Raw genomic sequence first — 25288 nt, forward strand, 5'->3', positions numbered from 1 at the left:
GCTAGAGCTGCGGGAGCGTGATCGGCGCCGTCTCGGCGTCGGGCTCGCGCTTGCCGATCAGCTGGGAGATGCGGCCGGCGACCGCGTCCGGGTCGGCGAACAGCTCGAAGCTGTGCACCCGAAGGTAGTGCCACCCGAGGCGGCGGAGCACGTCGGGGCGCAGGCGCAGCGACTCGCGGAGGCTGCCCTTCGACACGTCCTGGTCGGTCTCGACCACCACGGCCCGGCCTTCGTGCGAGGCGACCAGCGTCAGCTTCCCGCGGTAGCCGAGGTGCACCTCCAGCCCCCGTCGGGCGAGGCGCTTGGCGAGGTCGAGCACCATCGGGTCCGCGTCGGGGCTCAGGTATTCGGGGGCCGCCGTCTGGATCTGGTCGGCCTCCCCCAGCACCTGCGCCAGCGCGGCGATGCCGTGGCGCATCCGGGTCTCGTCGATGTCGTCCGGCTTGAAGCAGGAGACGATGTCCATCCCGCGGCGTCCGCGCGTCATCCCGACGGCGAGGAGTCGGTCGCCCCCCGGCTCCGCGAGCGCGCCGAAGTTGGAGAGCAGTCGGCCGTGCGGCGTGCGGCCGTAGCCGATGGAGAAGATGACGCGGTCGCGGCTCTGCCCGACCGACTGGTCGAGGGTGACCACCGTGAACGGCTCTGCGCGGTCGCCCAGGATGAAGTCGGCCAGCTCGGTCCGCTTGGCGAACGCGGCGAGCACGGCCTGGTTGACCCGGACGGCGTGCCGCTCGCTCGCGGTGATGACCATGAGGGATTCGCGGGGCCGCTCTGTGGCGTGCGCGAGCACCAGCTCGACCACCTTGGCGACCTCGGCGTCCGTCGACTCGACCGCTCCCGTGTCACTGTCCGGCATGCCCTGGCCGCCGGTCACGTAGTGCAGCGCCAGGCTGCCGTGGCCGAGGTAAGTCCCGGCCCACGGGAGGGAGTCGATCATCCCGCCGTAGAAGCGACGGTTGACGAGCTCGGCGAGGTCCTCGCCGCCGGCGCGGTAGCTGCGGCTGAGCGTGTAGACCGGCAGCAGCTCGGAGAGGCGGCTGAGCGCCGAGTCCGCGTGCAGCGCATCCACGTCGGCGTTCTCGACCGTCGTGCCGTACTCGTGCACGCCGATGTCGAACCGCGACGGCGTCTGCGTCACGGGGTCGCCGAACGCGACGACCTGGCGGGCGCGGCGGATGACGGCCACGTTCTCGGCGAGGCTGGAGGCGCCCGCGTCCACGAGAAGCACCGCGTCGAAGCTGAGCTCGCGGCCGATCGACGGGATCTCGTACGGCGACACCAGCCACACCGGCGCGAGCGGGCGGGCCAGGTGCGGCGCGGTCTCGGTGAGGGAGGTCGCGGTCGGGACGCTGGTCTTCAGGAGGCGCTTCAGCGCCGCCGCCTCGTCCGGCCAGTCGACGATGCCGATCTTCCACGTCTCGGCGAGCATCCACGCGAGCTGCTTGCCGGTGGCGGAGGCGTGGGCCTCGTCCACGAGCCGGAAGTCGGCCTCCAGGCGGTCGAGCACGCCGGTGTTCGCGCTGAGCAGGGCGCGGTCGGAGGCGAGCAGCGACTCCAGCACCGACTGCCACCAGGCGAGCTCCAGCTCGGCGCTGACCTGGCTCTCGGGCACGTGGCGGATGGAGAGGTCCGAGATCAGCGGGTCGAGTTCGAGATCGCGCAGCTGCGTCAGCAGCGCCGTGCGCTCCTGCAGATTGGACAGCACCTCCGACTCGGCGGCGAGCCCGGCGATCTGGCGGGTCAGCTCCTCCACCGGAAGCGCGGCGAGCGACTGCGGCGTCCCGGTGCGGCGCAGCGGGATGTCGAGGCGGGCGAGGTCTTCTGCGACGCGCTGGTAGGCGACCTGCACGTCCGCGATGCCGACCGGCACCTCCGGCACAACACCGGCCACGGCGAACCGGTTCCAGAGGATGCGCTGCTGCTGGATGCGCCGCAGGCTCTCGTTGAGGTCGGTGACGTGCACGCCCGGCCGGACGTACTCGAGCGCATGCTTGCGCAGGCGACGGCGGTTGGCGCTCGACATGGAGGGCGACTCGCGACGGGAGGCGGTGGCCGCGATCAGCTCGGTGAGCGACCGGTCGAACACCGACGGCGTGAACTTGTCGAGCGTCTCGCGGATGTCGAGCAGCAGCCGCAGGTACACACCGAGTTCGGCGATGGAGGCGAACGGCCGCATCCGGGTCTGCCCGATCAGCGCCTGCGCGCGGTCGATCAGTCGCGGCAGCTCGGCGCGGTTCAGCTTCTTGGCGAGCTCGTGGGCGGCCTTGCCCTCCTCCGTCGTGTTGAAGGAGGCGCCGTACCAGGGCGAATCGTTCGGTCCGTAGCGGAACTCGCCCAGCCGGGCGGCGCGGATCAGCGCGTCGGCGGAGGAGGCGCGGTCGCGGGCGAGCGCCTCGATGGCGTGCCGGCCGAGCCGCGCGGTGGTCGACGGCGGCGACGGCAGCAGCGACAGGCGCGACAGCTCGCGCAGCGCATCCAGCACCGACACCCGGAGGATGGAGTCGCGTCGCGTCAGCGCGGCCCGGTAGTCGACGAGCACCTTGCGCAGCCGGACCAGCGCCTCGTCGACGTCGGTCACCTTCGGCTGCGTGGCCTTCTCGTTGCGCGCGATGGACTGCACGAGGTCGCGGCGGAGGGTGCGCGGGGTGACGGCGAGCCCGGGCAGCCCGGCCTTGCTCAGCCGCTGGGCGATGTCGTCGAGGCTGGAGCGACGCGGGCTGACGACGAGCACGCGCTTGTGCTGCGCGACGAGCGCGCCGATCGCGTTGACGATGGTCTGCGTGCCGCCGGTTCCGGGCAGCGTCTTCACGACGAGGGAGTTGCCGGCCGCGATCTGCGCGACCACGTTCTCCTGCGCCTCGTCGGCGTCGAGCAGGAGGGTGTCGGTCGCGGGCGGGCGCTCGTCCTGCCGGATGGGCTCCACCGGATTGAAGGCGCCCTCGACCGTGGTGCGCGCGGTCGGGTTGCCGGCCAGCGCATCCAGCAGCACGGTGTCGAGGTCGCGGGCCTCCTCGCTGAGGGCGGGGGCGACGTCGGCGAAGGAGGAGGCGACCAGGCGCGGCTGCACGTTGAACCACGGCAGGTGCGAGGTCAGGCCGCGCAGCCGGTCGATCACCGGCTGCGGCTTGAACACGCCGTTGGACACGGCGAGCGCCACGAACGCGTCGGCGTCGAGCGTGATCTGGAACTGCTCGTTCAGCGCGCGGGCGAGCTCCGGGTTCAGGAACGTCTGCCCTTTGAGCTTCAGCTCGAAGTCGCGGCCATAACGGCGGATGGCGAGCGGACGCAGCAGGATCGGCGCGAAATACTCCTCGGCGCCGTGCCGCCACTGGGCGAGGCCGATCGCCAGGTGCACCGACTCGATGCCGCGCACGGAACGCAGCTCGATGCCCTTCTGCGTGATCGCGTTCGCGGCCGCGCGTGCTGTACGCAGCGCAAGCTCGTCGCGGATGAGGCTCGACAGGAGGGTGCTCTGGCCGGTGATGAACTGGGGAAGACCGCCCGGATGCGTCGTGCTGAGCTCGATCCGCGTCCGCGGGCTGTCCTCGAAGTGGAGCAGCGGCGAGTCGCCGCCGATCGCCGCGATTTCCTCCCGCCAGCGCCGCCAGACCGGCTCGGCGATGTTGCCGGCGACCAGCGCCGGGTCGCCGAGACTGAGGGCGTGCGGGGAGGTCGTCGTGCGCGGGTTCAGGGCGTCGTCGTCTGCGATGTCCGACGTCGCGTCGTCATCGTCGGTCTTCCTGTCCAGTCGCCACACACCGACACCCTACGTTCACTTCCGCGGAATCCTCGGGAAATCGCGGGGGTTTCGCGCCAATATCACGTCGGGATGCGTCGGCGCGAGCCTTCTGTGCAGCCGCGCGGGTCCGCGCGGGTCCGGCGCGTGCTCAGCGGCCGCCCTCAGTGGGAGAGCTCAGCGCGAGGGCGTCGGTGATGGAGTCGGTGAGGGCGTTGCCGGGACCATGTCGCCCGTCGTGGACGACGACGACGGCAATGACGTCGACTCCGGCGACGGCGTCAGCGTCCCGTAGGGCGGAAGAGCCCCGGTGACCACCGGCACCTGCAGCCCGACCGAGTTGCCGCCGCTGGTCACCGTGACCGTGCTCAAGCCTCCTGGCTTCGTCCCGAGCCCGGTCACCAGCGTCTTCTCCGACGGCGGATCCCCGAACTGCCTGGTCTGCCGCGGCTGCAGCGACACCTCGAACTGCTGTCCGCCGCTGGGCTGAACGGTCACCTGCTGCGTGTCGTTCCCCTGGTTCACCAGGGTGACGACCAGGTTGGCCGTGTCGCCGCTCCCGCTGACCAGCACCGCGTTGCCGACGTAGACCTGGCCGACCGTGGCGCTGGCGCCGACGCTGGCCTCCTCGATGTGGAGGGTGTCCTGCGGCGCCAGCAGGTCGCAGGCGGTGAGCCCGGCGAGCGCCGCCACCGTGACGGCCGACGCGGCGAGGGTGCGCCGCACCAGGGGAGATCGGAACGACATGCCCACCACCTCCGAACGACCGGCGTGGCGCCACCATAGCGTCCCGGCCGGTCGTTATGGAAGGTGCTTCGTGCCCCGCAGCGCAGCGATTCCGATGACGCCGCAGAGCAGGTAGAGCGACGCCTGGAAATCGAGGATCGGGACGATGTCGGTGGAGTCCGCCAGCAGGCCGCCGACCAGCAGCCCGACTGCCTGGGCGGCGCCGTCGAGGGTCGTCATCGCGGCGATCACCCGGCCGAGGGCGCGGGCGGGCACCGCGGTCTGGACGAGCGTGATCTCGCCGGTCGCCGTCGTCACCCCGGGAAGGCCCATCGCGATGAACAGGCCCGCGTAGACCCAGAGGGCGGTCGTGTACGGCGCGAGGTTCCAGGTGAGCAGCGACAGCATCCCGAACACGAGGTAGCCGCCGCCGATCAGCGACCGCGGCCCGAGTCTGCGGGCCAAAAGCCCGGTCACCAGCCCGCCGAGCACACCCCCGATCGCCTGCACGCCGCGGATCACCCCGGCTCCCGTGTCGCCCGCGCCGAGATTCTGCGTGACGTAGACGAGGAACAGCACCAGGAACAGGCCCTGCGCGACACCGCCGAGCCCGGCGATCACCGCCAGCGTGCGCAGCGTGCCGGAACGGACGATCAGCGCCAGCCCCTCCCCCCACTCGTGCAGGAGGCGGCGCTCCACGACGACGGCCGGCTGCTCGGCGTCGGCGGCGGCCTCGGCGTCGGCGGCGGCGTCGGCGTCGTCGGCCTCCTCGGCAGGGGCGAGTGGATGCGGCCGGCTGATCGCGACGAGAGCCGCGGTGATCAGGTAGGAGGCCGCATCCGCGATCACCACGCCCGGCAGCCCCCACAGCGCGAACGACAGACCGCCGAGCGGCGAGCCGATCAAGCGCGCCAGGCTGTCGCTGACCGCGAGGAGGGCGTTGCCTCGCGCGAGCTGGTCGGCGCCCACCAGCTGCGGGATCATCGCCTGCCGAGCGGGGTTGATGATCGCGCCGAGCACGGCCTCCACTGCGGCGACCGCGTAGACGATGCCCATGGTGTCCGCGCTCGCCGCCAGCAGCGGAAGCAAGAGGACGCCCTGCAGCAGCGCGACGATGACGATCGTGCGGCGGTGGTCCCAGCGGTCGACGAGCACCCCGAGAAAGCTGCCGAGCAGCAGCATGGGGACGAGCTCCACGAGGAACACGGTGGAGGCGCCGAGCGCCGAGCCGGTCGCCGACAGGGCGAACAGCGGCAGCGCGATCATCAGCAGCCAGTCGCCGGTGTCCGAGACAAGCCCGGCCGTCCAGACGAGGGCGAAGTCGCGGCGGAGAAGAGGGGAGGGGCTCCGCTTCTTCTGCGGCTGCGTGGCGGTCACGATGCGTCCTCGGTGTCGGAGGCGGGGGTCGGCGCGGAGCCGGGTGCGGCGGTCGCGGCCGCCCGCTCCACCGCCAGCGCGTCCGGGTGCCGGAACGCGTTCAGGTGCAGCGCCACCACGTCGCTTCCGGCCGGCGGGTCCACCCGCGTCAGAGCGATGTACGGGCGGATGAGCGCATCCAGCTTCTCCCCCAGCTCGCGCAGCTCGGCCGGGGTCAGCTTCAGCGCGTACCCGTTCAGGAGGCTGGCCTCGCGCCACTCCACCGGCTGCTCGTCGCGCTGGGCGATGGCCCGGTGCACGAGCGCGCCCTCGTCGTCGACCTGCCGGTCGGCGAGCGCCCGCTCGACCGTGTGCGACCCGATCTCGAACTCCGGATCGTCGGAGCGGCCGAACACCAGCCCGGTCGCGGCCGACCGCCATGGGCGCTCCCGGCCGTCCTCAGCCTCCACCGCCTCCACCAGCCCGACCTTGGCGAGCGCGCGCAGGTGATAGCTGCAGTTGGAGGCCGTGGAGCCGATCACCGCGGCGCACTCGCTCGCGGTGCGCGGACCGAACGACATCAGGTGGTCGAGCAGCGCGAGGCGCAGCGGATGCGCCAGCGCCCGCAGCGCGCGCGGATCGGTGACCGTCGTGCGGCGCTCCGGCTGACTCGATGTGAAAGACATGTTTCAGATTGTCGCGCTCCTCTTCTTTCACGTCAAGTTCTTCCGGATCCGGGAATGCGCGCACAGCCTCCACGTTGTTGATGGGTATGAACGAACCCACCCATGCGAGTGTCGGCTTCCGGTCGGAGCGCGGTCCCATCCTGATCGCCCTCATGCTGACGACCGGCCTCGTCGCGATCGACTCGACGATCCTCGCCACGGCGGTGCCCTCGATCGTGCAGGACCTGGGCGGGTTCGCGCAGTTCCCGTGGCTGTTCTCCGTCTACCTGCTCGCGCAGGCGGTGTCGGTCCCCGTGTACGCGAAGCTGTCCGACACCGTCGGCCGCAAGCCGATCGTGCTGATCGGCATCGCGCTGTTCCTGCTCGGCTCGATCCTCTGCGGCTTCGCGTGGAGCATGCCCGCGCTGATCGCCTTCCGCGCCCTGCAGGGTCTCGGCGCCGGGGCCATCCAGCCCATGTCGATGACGATCGCCGGCGACATCTACACCGTCGCCGAGCGCGCCAAGACCCAGGGGTACCTGGCGAGCGTGTGGGCGATCTCGTCCGTCGTCGGTCCGACGCTCGGCGGCGTGTTCTCGCAGTTCCTGTCGTGGCGGTGGATCTTCTTCGTCAACGTGCCGCTCTGCATCCTGGCGGCGTGGATGCTGATCCGCGCGTTCCACGAGAGCATCGAGCGCAAGCGGCACCGCATCGACTACGCCGGGGCGGCCCTCCTCACCGGCGGCATGACCCTCCTGATCCTGGCCGTTCTCGAGGGTGGTCAGGCGTGGGCCTGGAACTCGGTCTGGAGCATCGGGGCGTTCGTGCTCGGCGGCCTCCTGCTGGTCGCCTTCGTGCTGGTGGAGAAGCGGGCGGCCGAGCCGATCCTCCCGCTCTGGGTGTTCTCGCGGAGGCTGCTGGTCACGACGACCCTCATCTCGCTCGGCGTGGGCGGCATCCTGATCGGCCTCACCTCGTACGTGCCCACGTATTTGGAGGGGACCGTCGGCGTCGCGCCCATCGTCTCCGGCCTGGCGGTCGCCGCGCTCACACTGGGATGGCCGATCGCCGCCAGCCTGTCCGGGCGCTTCTACCTGCGGATCGGCTTCCGCAACACCGCGCTCCTCGGCACCGCGATCGCGATCGTCGGCGCCATCGCCCTCGCGCTGACGTCGCTGACGCCGTCCGTCCTGTTCGTCGCGGTCAGCTGCTTCGTCGTCGGCCTCGGGATGGGCTTGATCGCGACTCCGACGCTGATCGCCGCGCAGTCCAGCGTGCCGTGGAACGAGCGCGGCGTCGTCACCGGCAGCAACATGTTCGCCCGCTCGATCGGCAGCGCGGTCGGCGTGGCCGTCTTCGGCGCGATCGCCAACGCGATCATCGCCGGCTCGCCGGAGGGGACGCACTCCCCCGCGACCATCCAGACGGCGTCGACGGCCGTGTTCGTGGCGGTGGCGATCGCGGCGGTGCTGACGATCGTGGCCGGCCTCGCGATGCCGCGCTCCCGCGTCGAAGACGTGGAGCTCGGCCGCGCCCCCGCGACCGCGGAGTAGGCGCCGCTCCTCCCCATCGCCGGCTGTGCGCCATCGCCGCCTGCCGCGCCTCCCCCTGCGCATGCATCTGCTGGTCCCGACATGCCGTTACGCGACGCGCCATAACGGCGTGTCGGGACCAGCAGTTTCGAGTGGAGGCCGCCGTCGGCGCGGCAGCGACGCCGCCGCTTCATCCAGTGGTCCCGACATGCCGTTACGCGGCGCGCCATAACGGCGTGTCGGGACCAGTAGATGGCGCGGGAGGCGGCTGGCCGCGGGTCAGGCGGGGATGCGCGTCAGCACCACGAACTCGTTGTACGTGAACGCCTTGCCCGCAGCCCGCGGCAGCGGGAACGAGTACTCGCGCTCGACCGTCAGCCCCACCCGGTCGGCGAGACGGTGCAGGCCGGCGAAGTCGGTGAAGGTGATGTGCGTGGAGTCGCTCGCGTAGCCGCGCTCCTGCGGCGTGATGAAGACGACGCGGCCACCCGGCTTGATGTACGGGAGGTACATGCGCACCAGCTCCACGGCGAAGTCCGCGTCGACGTGCTCGACCACGTGCGCCATCAGCATCGAGTCGAACGCGCCCGGTTTCGCGTACTCGGTCGTCGGGAACTCGTCGCTCGTGAACGACGTCAGCCCGCGCGCCCGGGCGATCGCCACAGACTCCGCGTTGTGGTCCACCCCCACGCCGTTGTTGCCGAGGTGCGCGAGGTTGCGGCCGAGACCGCTCCCCACATCCAGGACCCGGCCGAGGTGGAGGCGGCGGATGTTCCACCGGTACGGCGCCTGCACGTTCAGGGTCCGGCGCCACCAGGAGGTGTCCAGCCGGTGGAGGCGCGCGGCGTACTCCGCTCCCGCGGTGTCGCGGCCCGCGTTGGGGCCGTCGGCCGCGCTGCCCGCGGTGTCGCGGCCCGCGTTGGGGCCGGTGCCCGCGCTGCCCGCGGTGTCGCGGCCCGCGTTGGGGCCGCCGCTCGCGCCGCCGTCAGACCCGCCGACCGCGCCGCCGTCGGCCTCCTTGCCGTCGCCGTCGGCGCTCGAGTCGGACATCAGCTGGCTCGATCCGTGAACTGCATGCCTCCACGGTAGGCCACCCGCCTCGTCGGCACAGTACCCGCCGCACCGCAACCACGGCACAGCGCCTTCAAAGCAAAGTGCCCCTACGATCATGGAGGAACTGTCCACTCTTCGATGGGATGAGCTGAATGGCAACTGGCAGGGGAACGACTCCCACCAAACGCGACCGCCGTGAGGAGGCGCGCGAGACCGCCAGGAGGATGCGCGAAGAGGCCGCCAAGAAGGCCAAGCGGCGCAAGGTCGTCGTCCAGAGCTCGGTCATCGTCGGCATCATCGCGGTGCTCGCCATCATCGGCGTCGTCATCTTCACCAGCATGGGTCCGGGTGCCAGCGCCGCGAACCCGAAGAACATGGCGAGCGGCGGCATCCTGCTGACGTCCCCGACGAAGGCGGTCACGACTCCGGCCATCGCGAGCGGCGGCAAGGCCACGCCGACGAAGATGGAGCTCGACGGCAAGACGGCGCACATCCAGATCTGGCTCGACTACCAGTGCCCCTACTGCGACCAGTTCGAGACGACGAACAACGCGCAGATCAAGCAGTGGCTGCAGGAGGGTTCGGCGACGCTCGAGGTCCACCCGGTCGCCATCCTGGACAGCAGCCAGAACAAGCAGTACTCGACTCGCGCCGGTGCTGCGGCCTCCTGTGTCGCGAACTCCGACCCCAACAAGTTCTTCGACGTCAACGCGGCGCTGTTCGCGAAGCAGCCGGACGAGCAGACCGGCGGCGGGCTCAGCAACTCCGAGATCCTCTCGATCCTGAAGAGCGCGGGCGTCGACTCGAAGGCCGTGACCGACTGTGTGAACAAGCAGACTTTCGCGTCGTTCGTCACCACGCAGACGCAGAACGCGACCGCGAACTCGCAGCTGAAGAACCCGACCCAGGGCGGCTTCGGCACCCCGACCGTCTTCGTCAACGGCGAGCGCTACCAGGGCGGGTTCACCGACGCCGCCCAGTTCGCCGCCTTCAAGGACGCCGCCCTCAAGGACGCCGGCTCCGGCAAGACGATCACCTTCCCGACCGCCTCCTAGCGCCCTAGCGCCCTCGCGCCCACCGCCCCACCGCCCCACCGCCGAGTCCACAAATACTGCACACCGCTCCGGCGTGTCGCGTGCAGTTTGTGCGGACTCGACGGTGGGGCGGCTGCGTGCGGAGGGGTACGGTCGGGAGACGGAGCCGCGAAGCACGAGCACGAGCCGCGAAGCACGCGCCACGAAGCACGCGCACGAAGCACGCAGAGACGGAGAGGGGCCTCGCATGGAGCGCATTCCGGAGGACGGCGTCGACGACGTCGAGATCGGTGAGACGGACGCGGGCGAGACGCCCGGCTGGGCCGACACGGAGTCGGGGGACACCGACTACGCCGTGAACGACGTGGAGGCCGAGGCCGACTTCGCAGACGAGCTCGTCACCAACGACGGGGTCGCCGGCGAGACCATCTGGGACGGACCGGGCGACGGCAACAACGGCCCCACCGGCGGCAACGCCCGCGAGGCTGAGCCGGTGTACGACGAGCACGGCGACGACTCCGAAGACGACGGCGTACTCACGGAGGACGACGTGGAGGAGGAGGGCATCTAGCCCTCGGCGTCACGCCTCGCGGCCACGCCTCGCGGCCACGCCTCGCGCTCACACCTCGCGGCCACGCCTCGGCGTCACCCCTCGGCGGCCGCAGAGCCGCCCGCGGGCGCGCCCAGCGCATCCACCACTCCCCGCGCGCTGCGCTCGAGGAACCCGACGATCTCCTCCGACGGCAGGTCGGTCCCGATCGCGCTCTCGACGAGCGCCTCCTCGGCGAACGCGATCCACGATCGCAAGGCGATCCGCAGCAGCGGCGTGTCCGGCACGCCGAGCTCGAGGAACACGGCGAGCACCCGTTCCGCCTGCTCGCCGCGCGCCTCCTCGACGACCGCGCGCACCTCCGTGTCGCCGGAGGCCACACCGCGCACCAGCGAGTAGAACGTGCCGCTGTGCTCGCGCACGAACGCGACGATCCGGGCGAGCGTGTCGTGGAGGCGGTCCAGCGGCGGAAGCCCGCCGATCGGCTCCGTCGCGTGCAGCATGCTGTCGCGCGCCGTCCGCACTACATCCCTGTGGAGGCCCTGCTTCGACCCGAAGTAGTGGAACAGGAGGCCGCGGGAGACGCCCGCGCGCGCCGACAGTTCCTCGATGGACAGCTGGTCCAGCGGGTTGTCGGCCAGGAACGCCACACCCAAAGCGACGAGCTGCGCCCGGCGTTCGTCCGGCGTCAGCCGGGTCCGCCGGTCGCTCTCCATGGTTCGAGCCTAACCGCCGCTCTCGCCGCCGTGAGGGCACGGGATGCGCTGCCGCAACTATTGACACGCGGTCAATAACGTCTAAGCTCACTTCTGGGCCTGACCGCGACGAAGCTGTCAAGTCCCCCGAACAGGAGGATCGATGAAGTTCCGAAAGCTCGCCGGGTCGCACACCGGACGGATCGTGCTCGCCGCCGTCCCCGTGGCCGTCGTCTCCACGCTGCTGATGACCGGTGTGGCGCAGGGCGCGGTGCCCGTATCGTTCGCGGTCTCCGGCAGCCAGTTCCAGATCAGCGCCTCGAAGCTCGACGGCTCCGGCTTCTCGCAGTACGCCGGCGTCGCGCCGGACACCGCCGGCAAGGACCACCAGGTGGCCATCGCGAACATCAAGACCGCCACGCTCGCCGACCTGTGCCAGTCCGTCGTGACCGACACCCCGCTCGGCAAGGTCGGGATGCTGATCACCGCCGGCGGCGGCGGGAACCCGGCCAGCGCCTCCGACCTGCAGATCGGCATGACCGACCTCAAGGGCGACTCCGAGTTCCACAACATCCGCATCGGCGTCGACGCCTCCACCGTGAACACGGCGGCCAAGGGCGGCGCGGGCGACTTCGCGCAGGACGCGGACGCCGTGACGATCGACAACCTCCAGCAGACCGCGTGGAGCACGCAGGCCTCCGTCTTCACCCTCACCGGGATGCACGTGCAGCTGACCGACGGCTCGAAGGGATGCTTCTGATCGTGGAAGCGCACACGACCGGCGGGTGGGCGCGGTTCCGCGCCTGGCGGCGGCGCCGTCCCTTCGTCGGCGGCGTGCTGACCGCCCTGGGCGGCGTCGAGCTGTTCTTCTCGGGGCAGCTCGACATCGGCAAGATCCACGTGCAGCTCGGCATCGAGGGACTCCAGGCGACGATCATCCCCGTCCTCCTGGTGCTGCTCGGAGTGCTCGTCATCGCGATGCCCGCCCACCGCATCTTCTACGGCGTGATCGCGCTCACGGTCGCGGTGTACTCGCTCGTCGGCGTCAACCTGGGCGGCTTTTTCATCGGGATGCTGCTGAGCACGGTGGGCGGCATCCTCACGGTGGCGTGGATGCCGAAGAAGGAAGCGGCACACGTGGCGGACGGGGATGTGGAGGCTGAGGCAGACGCTGAGGCCGACGGTGACGTGGATGCCGACTCCGCCGCCCCGGCCCGGCACGAAGGCACGACCGCATGAGGCGCGGAGGCTCCGGCGTCGTCGCCGGCGCGCTGATCGCGTGCGTCGCCGCCGCCCTGGCCGGGCTCGGCGCCGCGCGCGTGCCGTCCGCCGCGCCCGCGGCCCTGTGCATCCCGATCATCATGCCGTGCAACGCTCCGTCGCCGACCCCCATGCCGACGCCCACGATCCCCGGCGTGCCGGGCATCCCCGGCATTCCGTCGCTCCCGGTCCCGGGCGCACCCGGCTCCGGAACCCCCGCCCTCCCCGGCTCGACGGCGACACCTGCTCCGGCCCCGACCGCTCCCCCGGCTCCCGCCGGACCCGACGCCGGCGCGCCCGTCTTCACGCAGCCGGCGGCGCAGCTCGGCAGCCAGTCCCTCTCGTTCTCAGGACTGAAGGGGGTCGCCGTGGTGACCGTCCCGCTCGCTGACGGCAGTCGCATCCCGGTGTTGAAGATCTCCGCCGACAGCATCACCATCGACGGCTTCAGCCTGACCGTCCGCAAGGACACCGGCCCCAAGCTCGCCACGACCGCCGACCAGATGGCCCTGCGTGGCAACGTGCAGGTCTACGTGGATTCGGTGACCGCCACCGGCTCGGACGGCAAGAGCATCACCCTGGGCGCCGCGACCCCTCCGCCCGCGGACGGACTGCCGCCCCAGCTCCTGCGCGTCACGCTCGGTCTCGTCGGGGTGACCGCGGACAGCATCCACTTCACCAACCCGCACCAGCACCTGACGGAGTAGGTGCGGGGGCGCGTGCCGGCCATCCATGGGTCGCGACACGCCGTTACGCCGCGCTCGTAACGGCGTGTTGCGACCCATGGATGCGCTGCGGCGGCGCGGCCGCGACGGCACCCGCCATCTGGTGGTCCCGACATGCCGTTACGTAACGGGGCATAACGGCATGTCGGGACCACCAGATGCACGCCGGGCGCGGGCGCGTCAGCCGCGCGAGGCCCGGCGCAGGCGGCGCCGCTCGCGCCAGGTCAGCGCCTCCCACGCCTCGCGCTCGGCGCGGCGGCGGGCGTCGGCCTCCCTGATGCGCTGCTCGCGGCGTTCCCGCCAGCTCGCGACCTCCGCATCCACGTCGCGCGTCGGCGTGATCACGGGAGGCCCGCCTTGCAGCTGCCGCCGCGCCTCCACGATGCGGCGGTTGAACGTCTCCAGGTGCTCCCGCACCGCGCCCTCCGACCCCAGCCGGTCGAGCGTCGCCTCGAGTTCCGCGTCCTCCGTGCGGAGCCGCAGCGCGGGAGGCCCGAGCCCGGTGAGCTGCTCGCGCTCGATCTTGCGGCGGATCCACCAGTCCGGGTCGTGCGTGCCCGTCAGCCCCGGCAGCGGCTTGCCCGCGCCCGGGAGGTTGTCGAAGTCGCCGCGCCGCATCGCCTGCTGGATGGCCGTCTCGACGATCTGCGCGCGCTGCTCCATCGACGGCTGGCCGGCGTTCGCCTCCTCCACCTGCTCGCCGCGGGCCTCGGCGTCGCGTCTCAGGCGGTAGCGCGCGGCCTCCACGAGCGGGTCGGACTCGCGTGTCGCGCGACGGTTCTCGTCACGGTTGCCAGCCATGCTTCCACCCTACGCCGGGCGTTCCGCCCGCTGGGCCCGCGAACATTTTCTGTGGAGGCCGGTTGACTTTCCCCAGAACCGAATTACTGTGTGCACTAAGCAACCGGATGGCAGGCTGGACCGCAGGGGGCGGGCAGCTGTACTGCATTCCCGGTGCGCGGCGGTCGGCGTTCGGGTGAGCCGACCGCCGCACCATTTAAGGCGAGCCCCGCACGAACGCTCGCTACGCTGGCCGTGTGACCGACGACGAGCACGTGCGGATGGTGCGCGAGCGTTTCGACGACCGCGCCCCCACCTACGACGACAGCGCCATGCACCGCGGCCTGGCCGCGGCCGTCGCCGCCTTCATCGACCTGACCGACGTGGAGGCCATGCTCGACATCGCGACCGGCACCGGCTTGGTCCTGCGCGCCCTCCGCGACCGCGGCTTCGACGGGCCCCTGACCGGCGTGGACCTCTCCCCTCGGATGATCGACGAGGCCCGCCGCCACCTCCCCGACGCCGAGCTCCTGGCCGCGGACGCGACGAGCCTCCCCTTCCCGGACGCGTCGTTCGACCTCGTGACGTGCGTGACGGGGCTGCAGCTGTTCCCGCATCCCGACGCCGCGATCCGAGAGTGGTCGCGCGTGCTCCGCCCGGGGGGCCGTGCCGTGACCGCGACCTTCCTGTCCGTCGACCCGACACGGCACGGCGGCGCTCCGTCACCCGGATCCGCGGCGGGCTCGACACCCGGATCAGCCCCAGGCTCGTCCAACCACATCCCGTTCGCGTCGGTCGAGCGCCTGGCGGAGACCGTCGGCCCCGCCGGCTTCACTATCGCGCGGTCCGAGACGTGGAGGGATGGCGCCGACGAGCTCCTGATCGCCGAGCTGACAGCCTCCACCCGCTGACCGGGCCACTCCCCGGCGGACCCGCTAACTCTCCGGGTCGTACATGAACACCTGCAGCTGCTGCGGGCACCGGCACGCCTTCGCCGTCTTCGCCGCCCACTCCACTGCTTCGTCCCGGCTGTCCACCGTGATGACCGTGAACCCGCCGTCGAACGGCCGCCACCCCGGGTAGGTGCCGGTCGTCACTCCCCCGTCCGCGTCGACCACAACGGAGTCGACAGCCTCGTCGATCCCGCCGCCGAACCGGTAGACGCCCGCATCCTTCATCTGCTGGATGAGCGCGTGCGATTCGAGGACGACCGTCGGGAAATCCTCCTCACTCACCTGCATGGCGTCGCTCGGGAACCAGATCAGGTAGTGCGTCATCGCGGTGCTCCTCCGTCAGGCCGGTCGGGCCGGGGCCGGCCCCGCGGGTCGCGGCGCCTCGGTGCCCGTTCACCGGCGACCCTAGCGACCGGCCCGGCGCATGTCACCCCCGAACCAGCGCGCGAGGTGCCGCTCGAGGTCGTGCTGGTCGTCGCCCGTCCACACGATGTGGCCGTCGGGACGGAGAAGCACCGCGGGCGCGGCCAGCCCGTCGCTCGTGTCCGCGACGGCGTCGACCCGGTCCGCCCATCCCTCCACAGACAGCGTGCCGGTCTGGTCGACCAACAGCCCCCTCCCCTCGTGCATCAGCTCGTACAGCCGCCCGCGGTCCAGCGGGATGTCGCGCTGCCGCCGGCCCAGCGGCTCCCGCCCGTCGCCGACGTCGTAGCGGACCGCGATCCCGGCGACCCGCTCCCCGAAGAAGCGGCTCACGTCGTCCAGCTCCATCAGCTCCGTCAGCAGCCGCCGGACCGCCTGCGGCCCCGGCTCCGGCGAGATCAGCTCGCTCTGCGCCCGCGTGATGGTGAGCACCGCCTCCCCGGCGGGCCGCCGCTCGCTCTCGTAGCTGTCGATGAGGTTCTCGGGCGCCCATTCTGCGATCTCGGCCGCGAGCTTCCAGCCGAGGTTGAAGGCGTCCTGGATGCCCAGGTTGAGCCCCTGCCCGCCGAGCGGCGGGTGGATGTGCGCGGCATCCCCCGCGAGCAGCACCCGCCCCACCCGGTAGCGTTCGGCGAGCCGGGTCGCGTCGGTGAACCGGGTGAGCGACCGCGGCGAGTGCACCCCGAAGTCGGTGCCCGCGTACGCCCGCAGCTGCGCCCGGAACTCCTCCCGTGTCGGCGGCACCGACCGGTCCTCCGACACGGAGGCCGCCGGCACGACCGCCCGGTACAGCCCCTCCCCGTTCGGCCCGATCCCGAACCCGCGGTGCGTCTGCCGCACCCGCTCGGACACCGCCGCGATCTCCTCCGCGGACGCCGTCGCCTCCGCCTCGCCGAGGATCCACTCCGTCGTCGCCGCCTCCCCTGGGAACCCCACCCCGAGCGTCCGCCGCACCAGGCTGCGCCCGCCGTCGCACCCGACCAGCCAGCGCGCCCGCAGCCGCTCCCCGTCGACGAGCTCGACCGTGACACCCTCGCCGTCCTGCTCGAAACCCGCCACTTCCCGCCCCCGCTGGATGCGCGCCCCCAGTTCCGCGGCCCGCTCGGCGAGCAGCCGGTCGGTGATCGGCTGCGGCATCCCGAGGAGGTAGTCGTGCGCGGTGTCGAGCGCCACCTGCCGCGGGCTCGGGATACCGGCGAACCGCCCGCCGCCCGGATACTTGGTCCCCACCGCGAGGAACCGGTCGAGCAGCCCCCGCTGGTCCACGATCTCGATGCTGCGCGGATGCAGCCCGAGGCTACGTACGGCCGTGGTGGGCTCGGCATCCCTTTCGAGGACGAGGGTGTCGACGTCGTGCAGCCGCAGCTCGCCCGCCAGCATCATGCCGGTCGGCCCGCCGCCGATGATGATCACGTCCGCGTCGAAGCGCATGGATGGCCTCCCCCGCCCGGAGGGTCGGTGAAATCCGGGCGCGACCAGCCATTCTGGTGGATGGGAGGGGGCTTGCGGCAAGAGGTGGGGTGGTGGGTATCCTGGAAATGCGGGGAGGGGGGATGCCCTCGTCAGGCGTTGCTGGATGACCAGCCATAACGCTGGCCGTGGTACCGGCTTCACCGCTACCCTGCGGTGCTCTGCCTCGAACTGCCTTACGGAGTGTCCACAGTAAGCTGCGAGACGTGCAGATGGAATCAACGGCACCCAGGGCCTGGCTGGTGCGCGGATCGAAAAACTACGCATTCGACCAATGGATGCTCGACAGCGGATACACCGCCGTGGATTTTCACGAGGTCGGGGACCTTGGCGTCGCTCGCGACTTGCCGGCCATGCGAGCGCTGTTGGCGCCGCTTATGCCTGAGAAATCCGAGAATGCCGTCGGCAACTACGCCGCGCAACTGAATGCGTTTGCGAACCGCATCGAGATCGGCGACATCGTTGTCCTACCCCTCAAGAGCTTGGGGCGACTGGCTTTTGGAGTCATCACGGGCGACTATCGGTATCTGCCGGGGACCGGCGTGTTGAATCATGTTCGTTCAGTTGACTGGAAGCGGCCGGACGTGGCGCGAACAGCAATCAATCAGGACCTCCTCTATTCGCTCGGGGCCTTCAGCACAGTCGTTCAGATCAGCCGCAACGATGCGGCACACCGCCTCGGCAGGATTCTTGAGGGTGCTGAAGTTGACCCGGGGGCTCGTGCGGGGGTGGCCCTATCTCTTCCGAAGGCACAGGACGACGTCGTCGACACCGACGAAGCGATCGCTAGCGACGGTCAAGACATCATTCGATACTCGAGGGACCGCATCCTCAGTCGGATCAAGGAGCGCTTCGCCGGCTACGAGCTTCAGGACCTTGTCGCCGAAATCCTCCGGGCTGAGGGGATGACTTGCAAGGTTCCGCCGAAGGGTGCTGACGGCGGCATCGACATCATCGCGGGTTCGGGCGTACTCGGCATTTCGGCCCCCACCATAATTGTGCAGGTCAAGTCCCAGGCCAGCCGGATCGGCTCGGAGGTCCTCGATCAGCTCGGCGGCGTTGTTGGCCAGCACCAGGCCGACCACGGTCTGCTCGTGGCCATGGGCGGGCTTACAGCTCAAGCCCAGGCGAAGGTCGACGCTCAGCGCCTTCGAGTCGCAGTTTGGGACGCCGAGGAGGTAGTCGACAGGCTACTCAAGCACTACGAAGTGTTGCCGAACTCAATCCGCGATGCCATTCCGCTGCGTCGCACTTGGCTCATTGACGAGAGCGAAGCATCCTGAGCTGCAAGGAGCCGCCGTATCGCGCTCAGCTACTGAGTCTGAGGAATTGCTCGTGAAGTGCTAAGGCGGTCTTCGCCAGAGCCTTCCTGAGCCTCGTCGCTTCCTTGCCGCGAGTTTTCACCGCGTGACAGTTCGGACATAGCGCAATCATGTTGCCTGGATGATCGTCTCCACCAAGCGCGAGGTCTTTGATGTGATCAACCTCAAGAATCGGCTCCCCACTCCGGGAGAGCTGACTCGGCATACCCGTGCAAAATGGACTTTCACATCGGCCCGCGGAACGCAAAACGACGGCACGACGCGCGGTCGTGCTCCTCTGAAAATCCCGGCCACCGGGGCGCTCACGGCGAACAGCTGGGAGTGCCGGTCCGACGCGGTTGCACAGATCAACGTAGCTTGCACTAGCCAGCGCGGCTGGCTCAGTCTCAGCGTCGTTCGGGACAACAGCTTCGCGCTGCCTTACACGGATCTCCTGTCCCCAGCTACTGGGCTCAGGAGATGGAACTGAGGTGAACCACCACTCGATCTCCTGCCGCTCGACACCCTTAGTGTCATTGCCCAGGACCCAGGCGCGCCCGAGGACGGCGACCCAACACCAGAATCGGAAGCTCCCGCCTTCGGGCCGGTACCAGTACCGGACAGCGGAGGAGGAGAGCCGCGCCTGCTCCAGCAACGCATTGCCTGGTGATGCCAGTTTCTGATGACCTTCGAGCCCCTCGCCCCTGTAACTGAACTCGGTGGACACCGACGGCGGCTCGTCTGCATATGGCCCTTCCTCATCGGAGAAGGCGTTCACCACGCCGTCCCCAGGGAAGCGGTTTATGCCCTGTATGTGCTGGCCCCCGTAGGCCTCCTGGATGGCGGTCCTAGAGGGGAACTCATCGCCAAGCGCCGGCGGTTGAAGTTGCGCACGGGTGACCACTTCAAAGCCGAGTCGCCTGAGAGTTCTGACTGCTCCATCAATACCTCCGGAGAAATCGGCACTCTTTAGCGGGCCAAGATCAGGGTGCGCAAAGCCGAATGCCGCGGCCACGAGCGGTTTGGAGTCGTAAAGGTTGCCGTCGTGCCGAACAAAGTAGTCACGGGATTCCGCAAAACCGTATTGGTCGAGAAACGCTGTCCGCCCGACGCTTCGGTACTCATCGAGTGCCCGGTGAACGAATTCGGATCGATTTAGCTGCGACAGTTGAGCCACGATTCTCGTTGTTTCTCTAAAGAAGGCAATGACGGCGATGCTTGCATTTGATGTTGCCAACCTATCGCCTTCTTCACCGCTCGAAGATGCGCGGCCAGAATCCGCTAAATTCAGCTTCCTTCGAGCCGTTGAGATCGACAAGAAGCCGTTTTGATGGGATTGGAGAACTTCAACATGGACTGACGGGTGGAGTTCAGCGGGGAGTACGACGACAAGCACCTTGTCCACGAGGGCGACACCCTGATTCGGGACGGATGGCATGGCTTCTTGCAAGCGGAGCTGCCCCTACTGGCGCCGAGCGGCACGTGGGCGACTGCTAACGAGTCGTTCGATGACGAGGCGGTCACGCGCTTCATCGCTGCTAAACGAAGAAGGGCTACGTGTGCGTTATGTCGCGAGACGAAATCCGGCTATTTGGTGGCGCACCGTTGATTGGCCCACTTGGCAGTCCTACGCGCAGCCGAAATTGCTGCTCGCCGACGTCAAGGATCGAATCGAAATGCATGCAGCGACCGTGCGCGCAACTGACGACAATCACATGCATTCGCTCTAGCGAAGCTTGGTGTTGCCAACTGTCTCCCGCGCCGGGACCACCCGATTCACCGCCGCCCCCGGCACCCCACCCAGCACCGCCTCCACCGCGCTCTGCGCCTGCACGCGCACGTACTCCACCTCCGTGAACCGGGAGAAGTACGCCACGTGCGGCGTCAGCACCACATCCTCCCGCCCGACCAGCGGATGCCCGTCCCGCGGTGGCTCCTCGTCGAGCACGTCGAGCGCCGCCCCCGCCAGCCGCCCAGAATCTAGCGCCGCGACCACCGCCGCATTGTCGAGAAGCCCACCCCTCGACACGTTCACCAAGTACGACCCCGAAGGCATCTCCGCCAGGAACGCCGCATCCACCATCCCCGCCGTCTCCGCCGTCAACGGCAGGTGCAGCGACAGCACCTCCGACCCACGCTGGACCTCCGAAAGCCCCACCCACGACACCCCGAGCCCCTCAAGCGACGCCCGCACCGAAGCCGTGTCCGGCAGCATCGGGTCGTAGCCGAGCACCCGCCCGAACAGCGGACCCGCGACCCGCGCGAACTCCTGCCCGATCTTCCCCAGCCCGACGATCCCCAGCGTCAGCTCGCTCAGCCGTGGAGGCGCGAACGGGGCCCGAGAGTTCCACCGCGACGTCGTGGCCGACGCCCTGTAGAAGGGGAGCTGCCGCACGCTCGCCAGCATCAGCGCGAGCGCGTGCGTCGCCACTTCCTCCGTCGCGGCACCCGGCACGTTCGTGACCCAGACACCGTGCGAGGTCGCAGCCGAGACGTCGACGTAGTCGAAGCCCATCGACATCAGCGCGATCACCTTCAGCGACGGGAGTGCCGCGATCACCGAGCGGTCGATCGGCGCATACCCGGGGAGCAGCGCGTCCGCGTCCCGGGCGCCGGCGATGATCGCCCCAGGGTCGCGCGTCCCCAGCACCCGCACCTCGAAGCCGGCCGCTTCGAGCAGCGCGACGCCGGGAGCCGGGTCCGTGTCATCCACGTCGGTGTAGACGGCGAGCGGGCGGCGGGAGGCGTTCACGACCGCGACCGCACGATCACCTGTGCCATCGCCGTCATCAGCTCGTATGCGACGTGGCTCGCCGCAATGCCGGTCACCTGCGCGTGGTCGTACGCAGGCGCGACCTCCACCACGTCCGCGCCGACGATGTTCAGGTCGGTGAGGCCGCGCAGCAGGCGCAGCAGCTCGCGGCTGGTCAGGCCGCCGGCCTCCGGGGTTCCGGTGCCGGGGGCATGCGCGGGGTCGAGCACGTCGATGTCCACCGAGATGTACAGCGGGCGGTCGCCGATGCGTCCCCGGATCCGCTCCAGGGCGGCCGGGATGCCGTGCTCCTCGATGAACTCGCTCGAGACGATCGAGAAGCCGAGGCGCTCGTCGTCCTCCAGGTCCTGCTTGCTGTAGAGGGGGCCGCGGGTGCCGACGTGGACGGACGCGGTCCGGTCCAGGTAGCCCTCCTCGGAGGCGCGGCGGAACGGGGTGCCGTGCGTGATCGGCTCGTCGAAGTAGGTGTCCCACGTGTCCAGGTGCGCGTCGAAGTGCAGCACGGCGACCGGGCCATGCTTCTGGCTGATCGCCTTCAGCAGCGGGTAGGCGATCGTGTGATCGCCTCCGATCGTGAGGATGCGCTCCACGCGGCTGCCCAGGTCGGCCGCGGCCTCCGCGATCTGCCGGACGGCCTCGTCGACGTGGAACGGGTTCACCGCGATGTCGCCGGCGTCCGCGACCTGCACGGCCTCCCAACCGGAGAAGTCCTGCGCCGGGTTGTAGGGGCGCAGCAGCCGGCTGGAGGCGCGCACGTGCTCGGGGCCGAAACGCGCGCCCGGGCGGAAGCTCACGCCGGTGTCGAACGGGATGCCGACGACGGCCAGGTCGACGGACGGGACGTCCTCCAGTCGCGGCAGCCGGGCGAAGGTGGACAGGCCGGCGTAGCGAGGGGTCTTCGACGCGTCGGCCGGGCCGATCGGTGGGGTGCTCATGAAAACGTCCTTACTTCGTGAAATCGGACTGCAGGAGGTGGATCAGCTGCAGGCCGCCCGCCTCGCCTGCTGCGGCGACGGCGTCGGTCAGCTCCGCTGCCGAGCGGACCCGACGGCCGGCGCCGCCGAACGCCGCGGCGAGCGCGACCCAGTCGGGCTGCACCAGGTCGACGCCGACAGGCGCGATGCCGGCGTCCGCCTCGTTCTGCTTGATCTCGGCGTAGCCTCCGTTGTCGACCACGATCACGGTGACGTCGAGGCGCTGCTCCACGACGGTGATGAACTCCTGCAGCGAGAACATGAGGGCGCCGTCGCCGACGACGGCGAACACCGGGCGGTCCCGCACGGCGAGCCGGGAGCCGATGGCGGCGGGGAGGCCGTAGCCGAGCGTCGCATAGGTCGGCATGTAGGGGGTCGAGTTGGGCGTGGAGACGCGCAAGCGGTTCAGGAGGCCCCAGTAGCCGATCTGCGAGGAGTCGGTGGTGACGATGGCGTCGTCGGGCAGCGCGGCGACGAGGGCGTCGGCGATGGCCGTGTTGACGGCGGACAGCTCGGCGCACTCGGCAGCCACGGCGTCGAGGGTCTCGGCGACGCGAGCGACACGTGCGACGCGAGCCTCGCGCGCATCACGTCCCGCCTCCCCCGCGCCCAGCGCCTCCACCAGAGCGTCGAGTCCGGCTCGCGCATCGGCCACGATCCCGACCTCCGCGGGCTGGTTCTTGTCGAGCTGCGACTCCACCAGGTCGATGCGGATGACGTGGCCGCGGGCCTCCAACTTGTCCACCCAGAGCTCGGCCTCGCCCAGCTTCGAGCCGACGACGAGCAGCACGTCGGCGTCACGGGCTCGGTTGCGCGCGGCCGGAAGACGGAGGTTCGCACCGAGCGACAGCGGGTGGTGCTCATCGAGCACGCCTTTGGCGTTCAGCGTCGTGACGACGGGGGCGCCCAGGCGCTCGGCGAGGATACGGAGCGAGTCACCGGCCCGACGGGATCCCCCGCCGGCGAGGATGACGGGGTCGGCAGCAGCCTCCAGCAGCCGGGCGGCGTCGGCGATCGCACCCGAATCAACCGACTGCGGCGCAGCGAAAGACCGCGCAGCAAGCGACGCAGCAGCCACCGCGGCCTCCTGCTCCAGCAGGTCCAGCGGCACCTCGATGTAGACGGGCCGCGGCCTCCGCGTCGCGAACAGCTCGAACGCGTCGTGGACGGCCTCCACCGCCTCCTCGGCCGACTGCACGCGGCGCCCCCACTCGACGATCGCCGACGCTGCGGCCAGCTGGTCCTTCGTCTCGTGGAGGGTGCCGACGTCGGCGAACTCGCTCCCCCGCGCCGGACCCGGCGACAGGACGATCATCGGCCGCGACTCGCAGTACGCGGTGCCGGCCGCCGACAGGGCGTTCAGCAGGCCGGGTCCGCTCGTCGTGATCACGATGCCCGGCTTGCCGGTCTGCAGCGACCAGCCGTCGGCCGCGTAGCCGGCGCCCTGCTCGTGGCGGGTGGTGACGGGATGCACGCCCAGCGCGGCCAGCGGCCGGTAGAACTCCAGGTTGTGGGTTCCCGGGATGCCGAACACGGTGTCGATGCCGTAGTTGCGGAGGGTCTCGATGAGCACCCAGCCGGTCGTCCGCTTCTCCTGCGTCTGCACGTCAGCGACCATCCGCGTGGAACCTCGGGACGCCGTCCACCCACGTCTCGCGGACCGGGATCGCCGCGATCTCCTCCGCCGCGACCGTCAGGGGGTTGCCGTCGAGCACCACGAAGTCGGCCCGCTTGCCGGGCTCGAGCGAGCCCAGCTCCTTCTCCCGTCCGAGGGTGATCGCGCCCTCCAGGGTGTGACCTCGCAGCGCGGCCTCCGCAGTGATCCGCAATGAGTCGGCGCCGAGCTTGTGGCCGCGGCGGGTGACCCGCGTCACCGCTGCCTGGATGGCCTCCAGCGGCCGCGGCTCAGCCACCGGGGCGTCGGACGAGATGGTCACCGGCACACCGGCCTCCACGAACTCGCCCAGCGGGTTGAAGCGCTCGCCAGGGGTGCCGATGGCCTGCTCGACGCCCTCGCCCCAGTTGTAGTAGTGCTGCGTCTGGTTGACGGGACGGATGCCGAGCCGGGCCATCCGCTCGATCTCGACCGGGTCGGGGAGGCCGCAGTGCTCGATCCGGTGGCGCGCATCCGGGTCGGGACGCTCGGTGAGAGCCTGCTCCAGCGCATCCACCACCATGGCGATCGCGGTCGGGGACTGCGCGTGGGTGGCGGTCTGGAGGCCGGCGCCGTGCGCCTTCGCGACGAGCTGCGTGTACTCGGCGGGCTCGTGGTAGAGCTGGCCGGTGCGGCACGGGTCGCCGAGGTAGCCCTCCGGGAAGTAGGCGGTCCAGCCGCCGAGCGTGCCGTCCGCGTACAGCTTGATGCCCGCGGCGGAGAGGAACGCGTTGCCGAACGGGCCGGTCAGGCCCAAGTCGACGACCTGGTCGAGCAGGTGCGACAGGAAGTACATGGAGACCCGCACCGACAGCTCGCCGCGGTCGGCCATCGCGAGGTAGGCGGAGAACTCGCGCTGCGAGACCTGCGCGTCGCCGAGGGCGGTCACCCCGGCCGACAGGAACTCCCGCTGCGCGATGTCGAGCTGCCGCTGGTGCTCGGCCGGCTCGTCCCCCAGATGGAAGTTCGGGCCGTGGTGGCCGATCTTCACGCCGTGCAGGCCGGTGAGCACGTTGCAGGCGGCGTCGGACAGTTCGCCGGTCAGCTCGCCGTCGGAGTCCCGGAAGAACTCGCCGCCTTCCGGGTTCGGCGTGTCCCGCGTGATGCCGTACTTCTGCAGGGTGAAGCTGTTCACCACGCCGCCGTGGCCGGAGGCGTTCATGACGTACACCTCGCGGTCCTTGGCGACCTGGTCGAGCTCCTCCTTGGTGGGGTGGCGCCGCTCGGCGAGGTTGCGCTGCTCGTACCCGTAGCCGCGCAGCGGGACGCCGGCGGGGAGCCGCTGGGCGCCCTCCCGCATCAGCTCCACGATCTCCGGGATGGAGGCTGCGCGTGCCGGGCTGACATCCACCCAGGTGAGCAGCTGCCCGTACATGAGGGGATGCGCGTGCGCGTCGATGAAGCCGGGGACGATCGTGGCGCCCGGAAAGTCGGTGCGACGCGGATCGAGTCCGGCCCGGTCGGCCGCCTCCTCCACCTCGGCCCGAGAGCCGACGGCGAGGATCTTCCCGCCCGCGGTGAGCAGGGCCTCCGCGTGGAATGCGCTCTCGTCGACAGTCAGGATGACGTCCGCCGTCACGATCGTCGGCGCCGAGTCCCGGTCGTCGTAGGTTGCCAGCTGTCGCACG

General features: G+C 70.3%; 22 protein-coding genes. 8 read left to right on the forward strand and 14 right to left on the reverse strand.

Annotation, left to right across the window (positions count from 1 at the left end; all coding sequences use genetic code 11):
• Nucleotide 1: 1 nt before the first annotated feature.
• From SB754_RS10995 to SB754_RS11010, 4 genes are all read right to left on the reverse strand, one after another.
• The gene (locus SB754_RS10995) at nt 2–3757 is read right to left on the reverse strand and encodes an AAA family ATPase (RefSeq protein ID WP_410782359.1); all 3756 of its coding nucleotides are present in this window, start codon (nt 3755–3757) and stop codon (nt 2–4) included.
• Between the two features lie 156 nt (nt 3758–3913).
• The gene (locus SB754_RS11000; RefSeq protein WP_410782360.1) at nt 3914–4483 is read right to left on the reverse strand and encodes a hypothetical protein; all 570 of its coding nucleotides are present in this window, start codon (nt 4481–4483) and stop codon (nt 3914–3916) included.
• 54 nt (nt 4484–4537) lie between these two features.
• The gene (locus tag SB754_RS11005) at nt 4538–5839 is read right to left on the reverse strand and encodes an MFS transporter (RefSeq protein ID WP_410782361.1); all 1302 of its coding nucleotides are present in this window, start codon (nt 5837–5839) and stop codon (nt 4538–4540) included.
• The gene (locus tag SB754_RS11010) at nt 5836–6504 is read right to left on the reverse strand and encodes an ArsR/SmtB family transcription factor (RefSeq protein ID WP_410782362.1); all 669 of its coding nucleotides are present in this window, start codon (nt 6502–6504) and stop codon (nt 5836–5838) included. The genes SB754_RS11005 and SB754_RS11010 overlap by 4 nt, the downstream gene beginning before the upstream one ends.
• Nucleotides 6505–6590: 86 nt before the next feature.
• Between SB754_RS11010 and SB754_RS11015 the strand changes: the two genes are divergently transcribed.
• Nucleotides 6591–8036, forward strand: a complete 1446-nt coding sequence (locus SB754_RS11015) for an MDR family MFS transporter (protein ID WP_410782363.1) — start codon at nt 6591–6593, stop codon at nt 8034–8036.
• Nucleotides 8037–8294: 258 nt separating this feature from the next.
• On the opposite strand, the gene SB754_RS11020 is transcribed toward SB754_RS11015, so the two are convergent.
• The gene (locus tag SB754_RS11020) at nt 8295–9065 is read right to left on the reverse strand and encodes a class I SAM-dependent methyltransferase (protein WP_410782364.1); all 771 of its coding nucleotides are present in this window, start codon (nt 9063–9065) and stop codon (nt 8295–8297) included.
• A gap of 155 nt (nt 9066–9220) precedes the next feature.
• Between SB754_RS11020 and SB754_RS11025 the strand changes: the two genes are divergently transcribed.
• On the forward strand, nt 9221–10123 hold the full coding sequence (locus SB754_RS11025; RefSeq protein WP_410782365.1) for a DsbA family protein: 903 nt from the start codon (nt 9221–9223) through the stop codon (nt 10121–10123).
• Between the two features lie 226 nt (nt 10124–10349).
• Entirely contained in the window at nt 10350–10673 is a 324-nt protein-coding gene (locus SB754_RS11030) for a hypothetical protein (protein ID WP_410782366.1), read from the forward strand.
• A gap of 74 nt (nt 10674–10747) precedes the next feature.
• Here the strand turns inward: SB754_RS11030 and SB754_RS11035 are convergent, their stop codons facing one another.
• Nucleotides 10748–11368 (reverse strand): TetR/AcrR family transcriptional regulator, encoded by a 621-nt coding sequence (locus SB754_RS11035; protein ID WP_410782367.1) that lies wholly within the window; start codon nt 11366–11368, stop codon nt 10748–10750.
• 142 nt (nt 11369–11510) lie between these two features.
• Between SB754_RS11035 and SB754_RS11040 the strand changes: the two genes are divergently transcribed.
• Genes SB754_RS11040 through SB754_RS11050 form a run of 3 tightly spaced genes read left to right on the forward strand, consistent with a single transcriptional unit; the run spans nt 11511 to nt 13314 of the window.
• Entirely contained in the window at nt 11511–12107 is a 597-nt protein-coding gene (locus tag SB754_RS11040; protein WP_410782368.1) for a DUF6230 family protein, read from the forward strand.
• Complete coding sequence (locus SB754_RS11045) at nt 12098–12586, forward strand: DUF6114 domain-containing protein (protein WP_410782369.1); 489 nt, start codon at nt 12098–12100, stop codon at nt 12584–12586. Before SB754_RS11040 ends, SB754_RS11045 begins: the two co-directional genes overlap by 10 nt.
• Nucleotides 12583–13314: a hypothetical protein gene (locus SB754_RS11050; protein WP_410782370.1), complete on the forward strand. Its 732-nt coding sequence runs from the start codon at nt 12583–12585 to the stop codon at nt 13312–13314. The genes SB754_RS11045 and SB754_RS11050 overlap by 4 nt, the downstream gene beginning before the upstream one ends.
• Nucleotides 13315–13512: 198 nt before the next feature.
• Here the strand turns inward: SB754_RS11050 and SB754_RS11055 are convergent, their stop codons facing one another.
• Nucleotides 13513–14133, reverse strand: a complete 621-nt coding sequence (locus tag SB754_RS11055; protein WP_410782371.1) for a DUF1992 domain-containing protein — start codon at nt 14131–14133, stop codon at nt 13513–13515.
• A gap of 236 nt (nt 14134–14369) precedes the next feature.
• Between SB754_RS11055 and SB754_RS11060 the strand changes: the two genes are divergently transcribed.
• On the forward strand, nt 14370–15023 hold the full coding sequence (locus SB754_RS11060; protein ID WP_410782372.1) for a class I SAM-dependent methyltransferase: 654 nt from the start codon (nt 14370–14372) through the stop codon (nt 15021–15023).
• Nucleotides 15024–15047: 24 nt separating this feature from the next.
• Here the strand turns inward: SB754_RS11060 and SB754_RS11065 are convergent, their stop codons facing one another.
• Entirely contained in the window at nt 15048–15389 is a 342-nt protein-coding gene (locus SB754_RS11065; RefSeq protein ID WP_410782373.1) for a YciI family protein, read from the reverse strand.
• 81 nt (nt 15390–15470) lie between these two features.
• Entirely contained in the window at nt 15471–16919 is a 1449-nt protein-coding gene (gene rox, locus SB754_RS11070) for a rifampin monooxygenase (protein WP_410782374.1), read from the reverse strand.
• Between the two features lie 251 nt (nt 16920–17170).
• On the opposite strand from rox, the gene SB754_RS11075 reads away from it, so the two are divergent.
• Complete coding sequence (locus SB754_RS11075; protein ID WP_410783308.1) at nt 17171–18241, forward strand: restriction endonuclease; 1071 nt, start codon at nt 17171–17173, stop codon at nt 18239–18241.
• Between the two features lie 25 nt (nt 18242–18266).
• On the opposite strand, the gene SB754_RS11080 is transcribed toward SB754_RS11075, so the two are convergent.
• From SB754_RS11080 to SB754_RS11100, 5 genes are all read right to left on the reverse strand, one after another.
• On the reverse strand, nt 18267–19697 hold the full coding sequence (locus SB754_RS11080) for an HNH endonuclease signature motif containing protein (RefSeq protein ID WP_410782375.1): 1431 nt from the start codon (nt 19695–19697) through the stop codon (nt 18267–18269).
• Nucleotides 19698–19985: 288 nt separating this feature from the next.
• Nucleotides 19986–21011 (reverse strand): C-terminal binding protein, encoded by a 1026-nt coding sequence (locus SB754_RS11085; RefSeq protein WP_410782376.1) that lies wholly within the window; start codon nt 21009–21011, stop codon nt 19986–19988.
• Entirely contained in the window at nt 21008–21967 is a 960-nt protein-coding gene (gene speB, locus SB754_RS11090; RefSeq protein ID WP_410782377.1) for an agmatinase, read from the reverse strand. The genes SB754_RS11085 and speB overlap by 4 nt, the downstream gene beginning before the upstream one ends.
• Before the next feature lie 10 nt (nt 21968–21977).
• Nucleotides 21978–23624 (reverse strand): thiamine pyrophosphate-binding protein, encoded by a 1647-nt coding sequence (locus tag SB754_RS11095; RefSeq protein ID WP_410782378.1) that lies wholly within the window; start codon nt 23622–23624, stop codon nt 21978–21980.
• Nucleotides 23614–25287, reverse strand: a complete 1674-nt coding sequence (locus tag SB754_RS11100; protein WP_410782379.1) for an amidohydrolase — start codon at nt 25285–25287, stop codon at nt 23614–23616. The genes SB754_RS11095 and SB754_RS11100 overlap by 11 nt, the downstream gene beginning before the upstream one ends.
• Nucleotide 25288 lies beyond the last annotated feature (1 nt).

It is taken from the genome of Leifsonia sp. SIMBA_070 (genome assembly GCF_046534635.1).
Classification (GTDB): domain Bacteria; phylum Actinomycetota; class Actinomycetes; order Actinomycetales; family Microbacteriaceae; genus Leifsonia.

Bases quoted from the DNA above. Each gene is read 5' to 3' on its own strand.
- SB754_RS11095 (WP_410782378.1), bottom strand. From the start codon at position 23,624: ATGGTCGCTGACGTGCAGACGCAGGAGAAGCGGACGACCGGCTGGGTG.
- SB754_RS11000 (WP_410782360.1), bottom strand. From the start codon at position 4,483: ATGTCGTTCCGATCTCCCCTGGTGCGGCGCACCCTCGCCGCGTCGGCC.
- SB754_RS11050 (WP_410782370.1), top strand. From the start codon at position 12,583: ATGAGGCGCGGAGGCTCCGGCGTCGTCGCCGGCGCGCTGATCGCGTGC.
- SB754_RS11030 (WP_410782366.1), top strand. From the start codon at position 10,350: ATGGAGCGCATTCCGGAGGACGGCGTCGACGACGTCGAGATCGGTGAG.
- SB754_RS11010 (WP_410782362.1), bottom strand. From the start codon at position 6,504: ATGTCTTTCACATCGAGTCAGCCGGAGCGCCGCACGACGGTCACCGAT.
- SB754_RS11020 (WP_410782364.1), bottom strand. From the start codon at position 9,065: ATGTCCGACTCGAGCGCCGACGGCGACGGCAAGGAGGCCGACGGCGGC.
- SB754_RS11015 (WP_410782363.1), top strand. From the start codon at position 6,591: ATGAACGAACCCACCCATGCGAGTGTCGGCTTCCGGTCGGAGCGCGGT.
- SB754_RS11045 (WP_410782369.1), top strand. From the start codon at position 12,098: ATGCTTCTGATCGTGGAAGCGCACACGACCGGCGGGTGGGCGCGGTTC.
- SB754_RS11075 (WP_410783308.1), top strand. From the start codon at position 17,171: ATGGAATCAACGGCACCCAGGGCCTGGCTGGTGCGCGGATCGAAAAAC.
- SB754_RS11065 (WP_410782373.1), bottom strand. From the start codon at position 15,389: ATGACGCACTACCTGATCTGGTTCCCGAGCGACGCCATGCAGGTGAGT.
- SB754_RS11080 (WP_410782375.1), bottom strand. From the start codon at position 19,697: ATGCCATCCGTCCCGAATCAGGGTGTCGCCCTCGTGGACAAGGTGCTT.
- rox (WP_410782374.1), bottom strand. From the start codon at position 16,919: ATGCGCTTCGACGCGGACGTGATCATCATCGGCGGCGGGCCGACCGGC.
- speB (WP_410782377.1), bottom strand. From the start codon at position 21,967: ATGAGCACCCCACCGATCGGCCCGGCCGACGCGTCGAAGACCCCTCGC.
- SB754_RS11040 (WP_410782368.1), top strand. From the start codon at position 11,511: ATGAAGTTCCGAAAGCTCGCCGGGTCGCACACCGGACGGATCGTGCTC.
- SB754_RS11025 (WP_410782365.1), top strand. From the start codon at position 9,221: ATGGCAACTGGCAGGGGAACGACTCCCACCAAACGCGACCGCCGTGAG.
- SB754_RS11055 (WP_410782371.1), bottom strand. From the start codon at position 14,133: ATGGCTGGCAACCGTGACGAGAACCGTCGCGCGACACGCGAGTCCGAC.
- SB754_RS11035 (WP_410782367.1), bottom strand. From the start codon at position 11,368: ATGGAGAGCGACCGGCGGACCCGGCTGACGCCGGACGAACGCCGGGCG.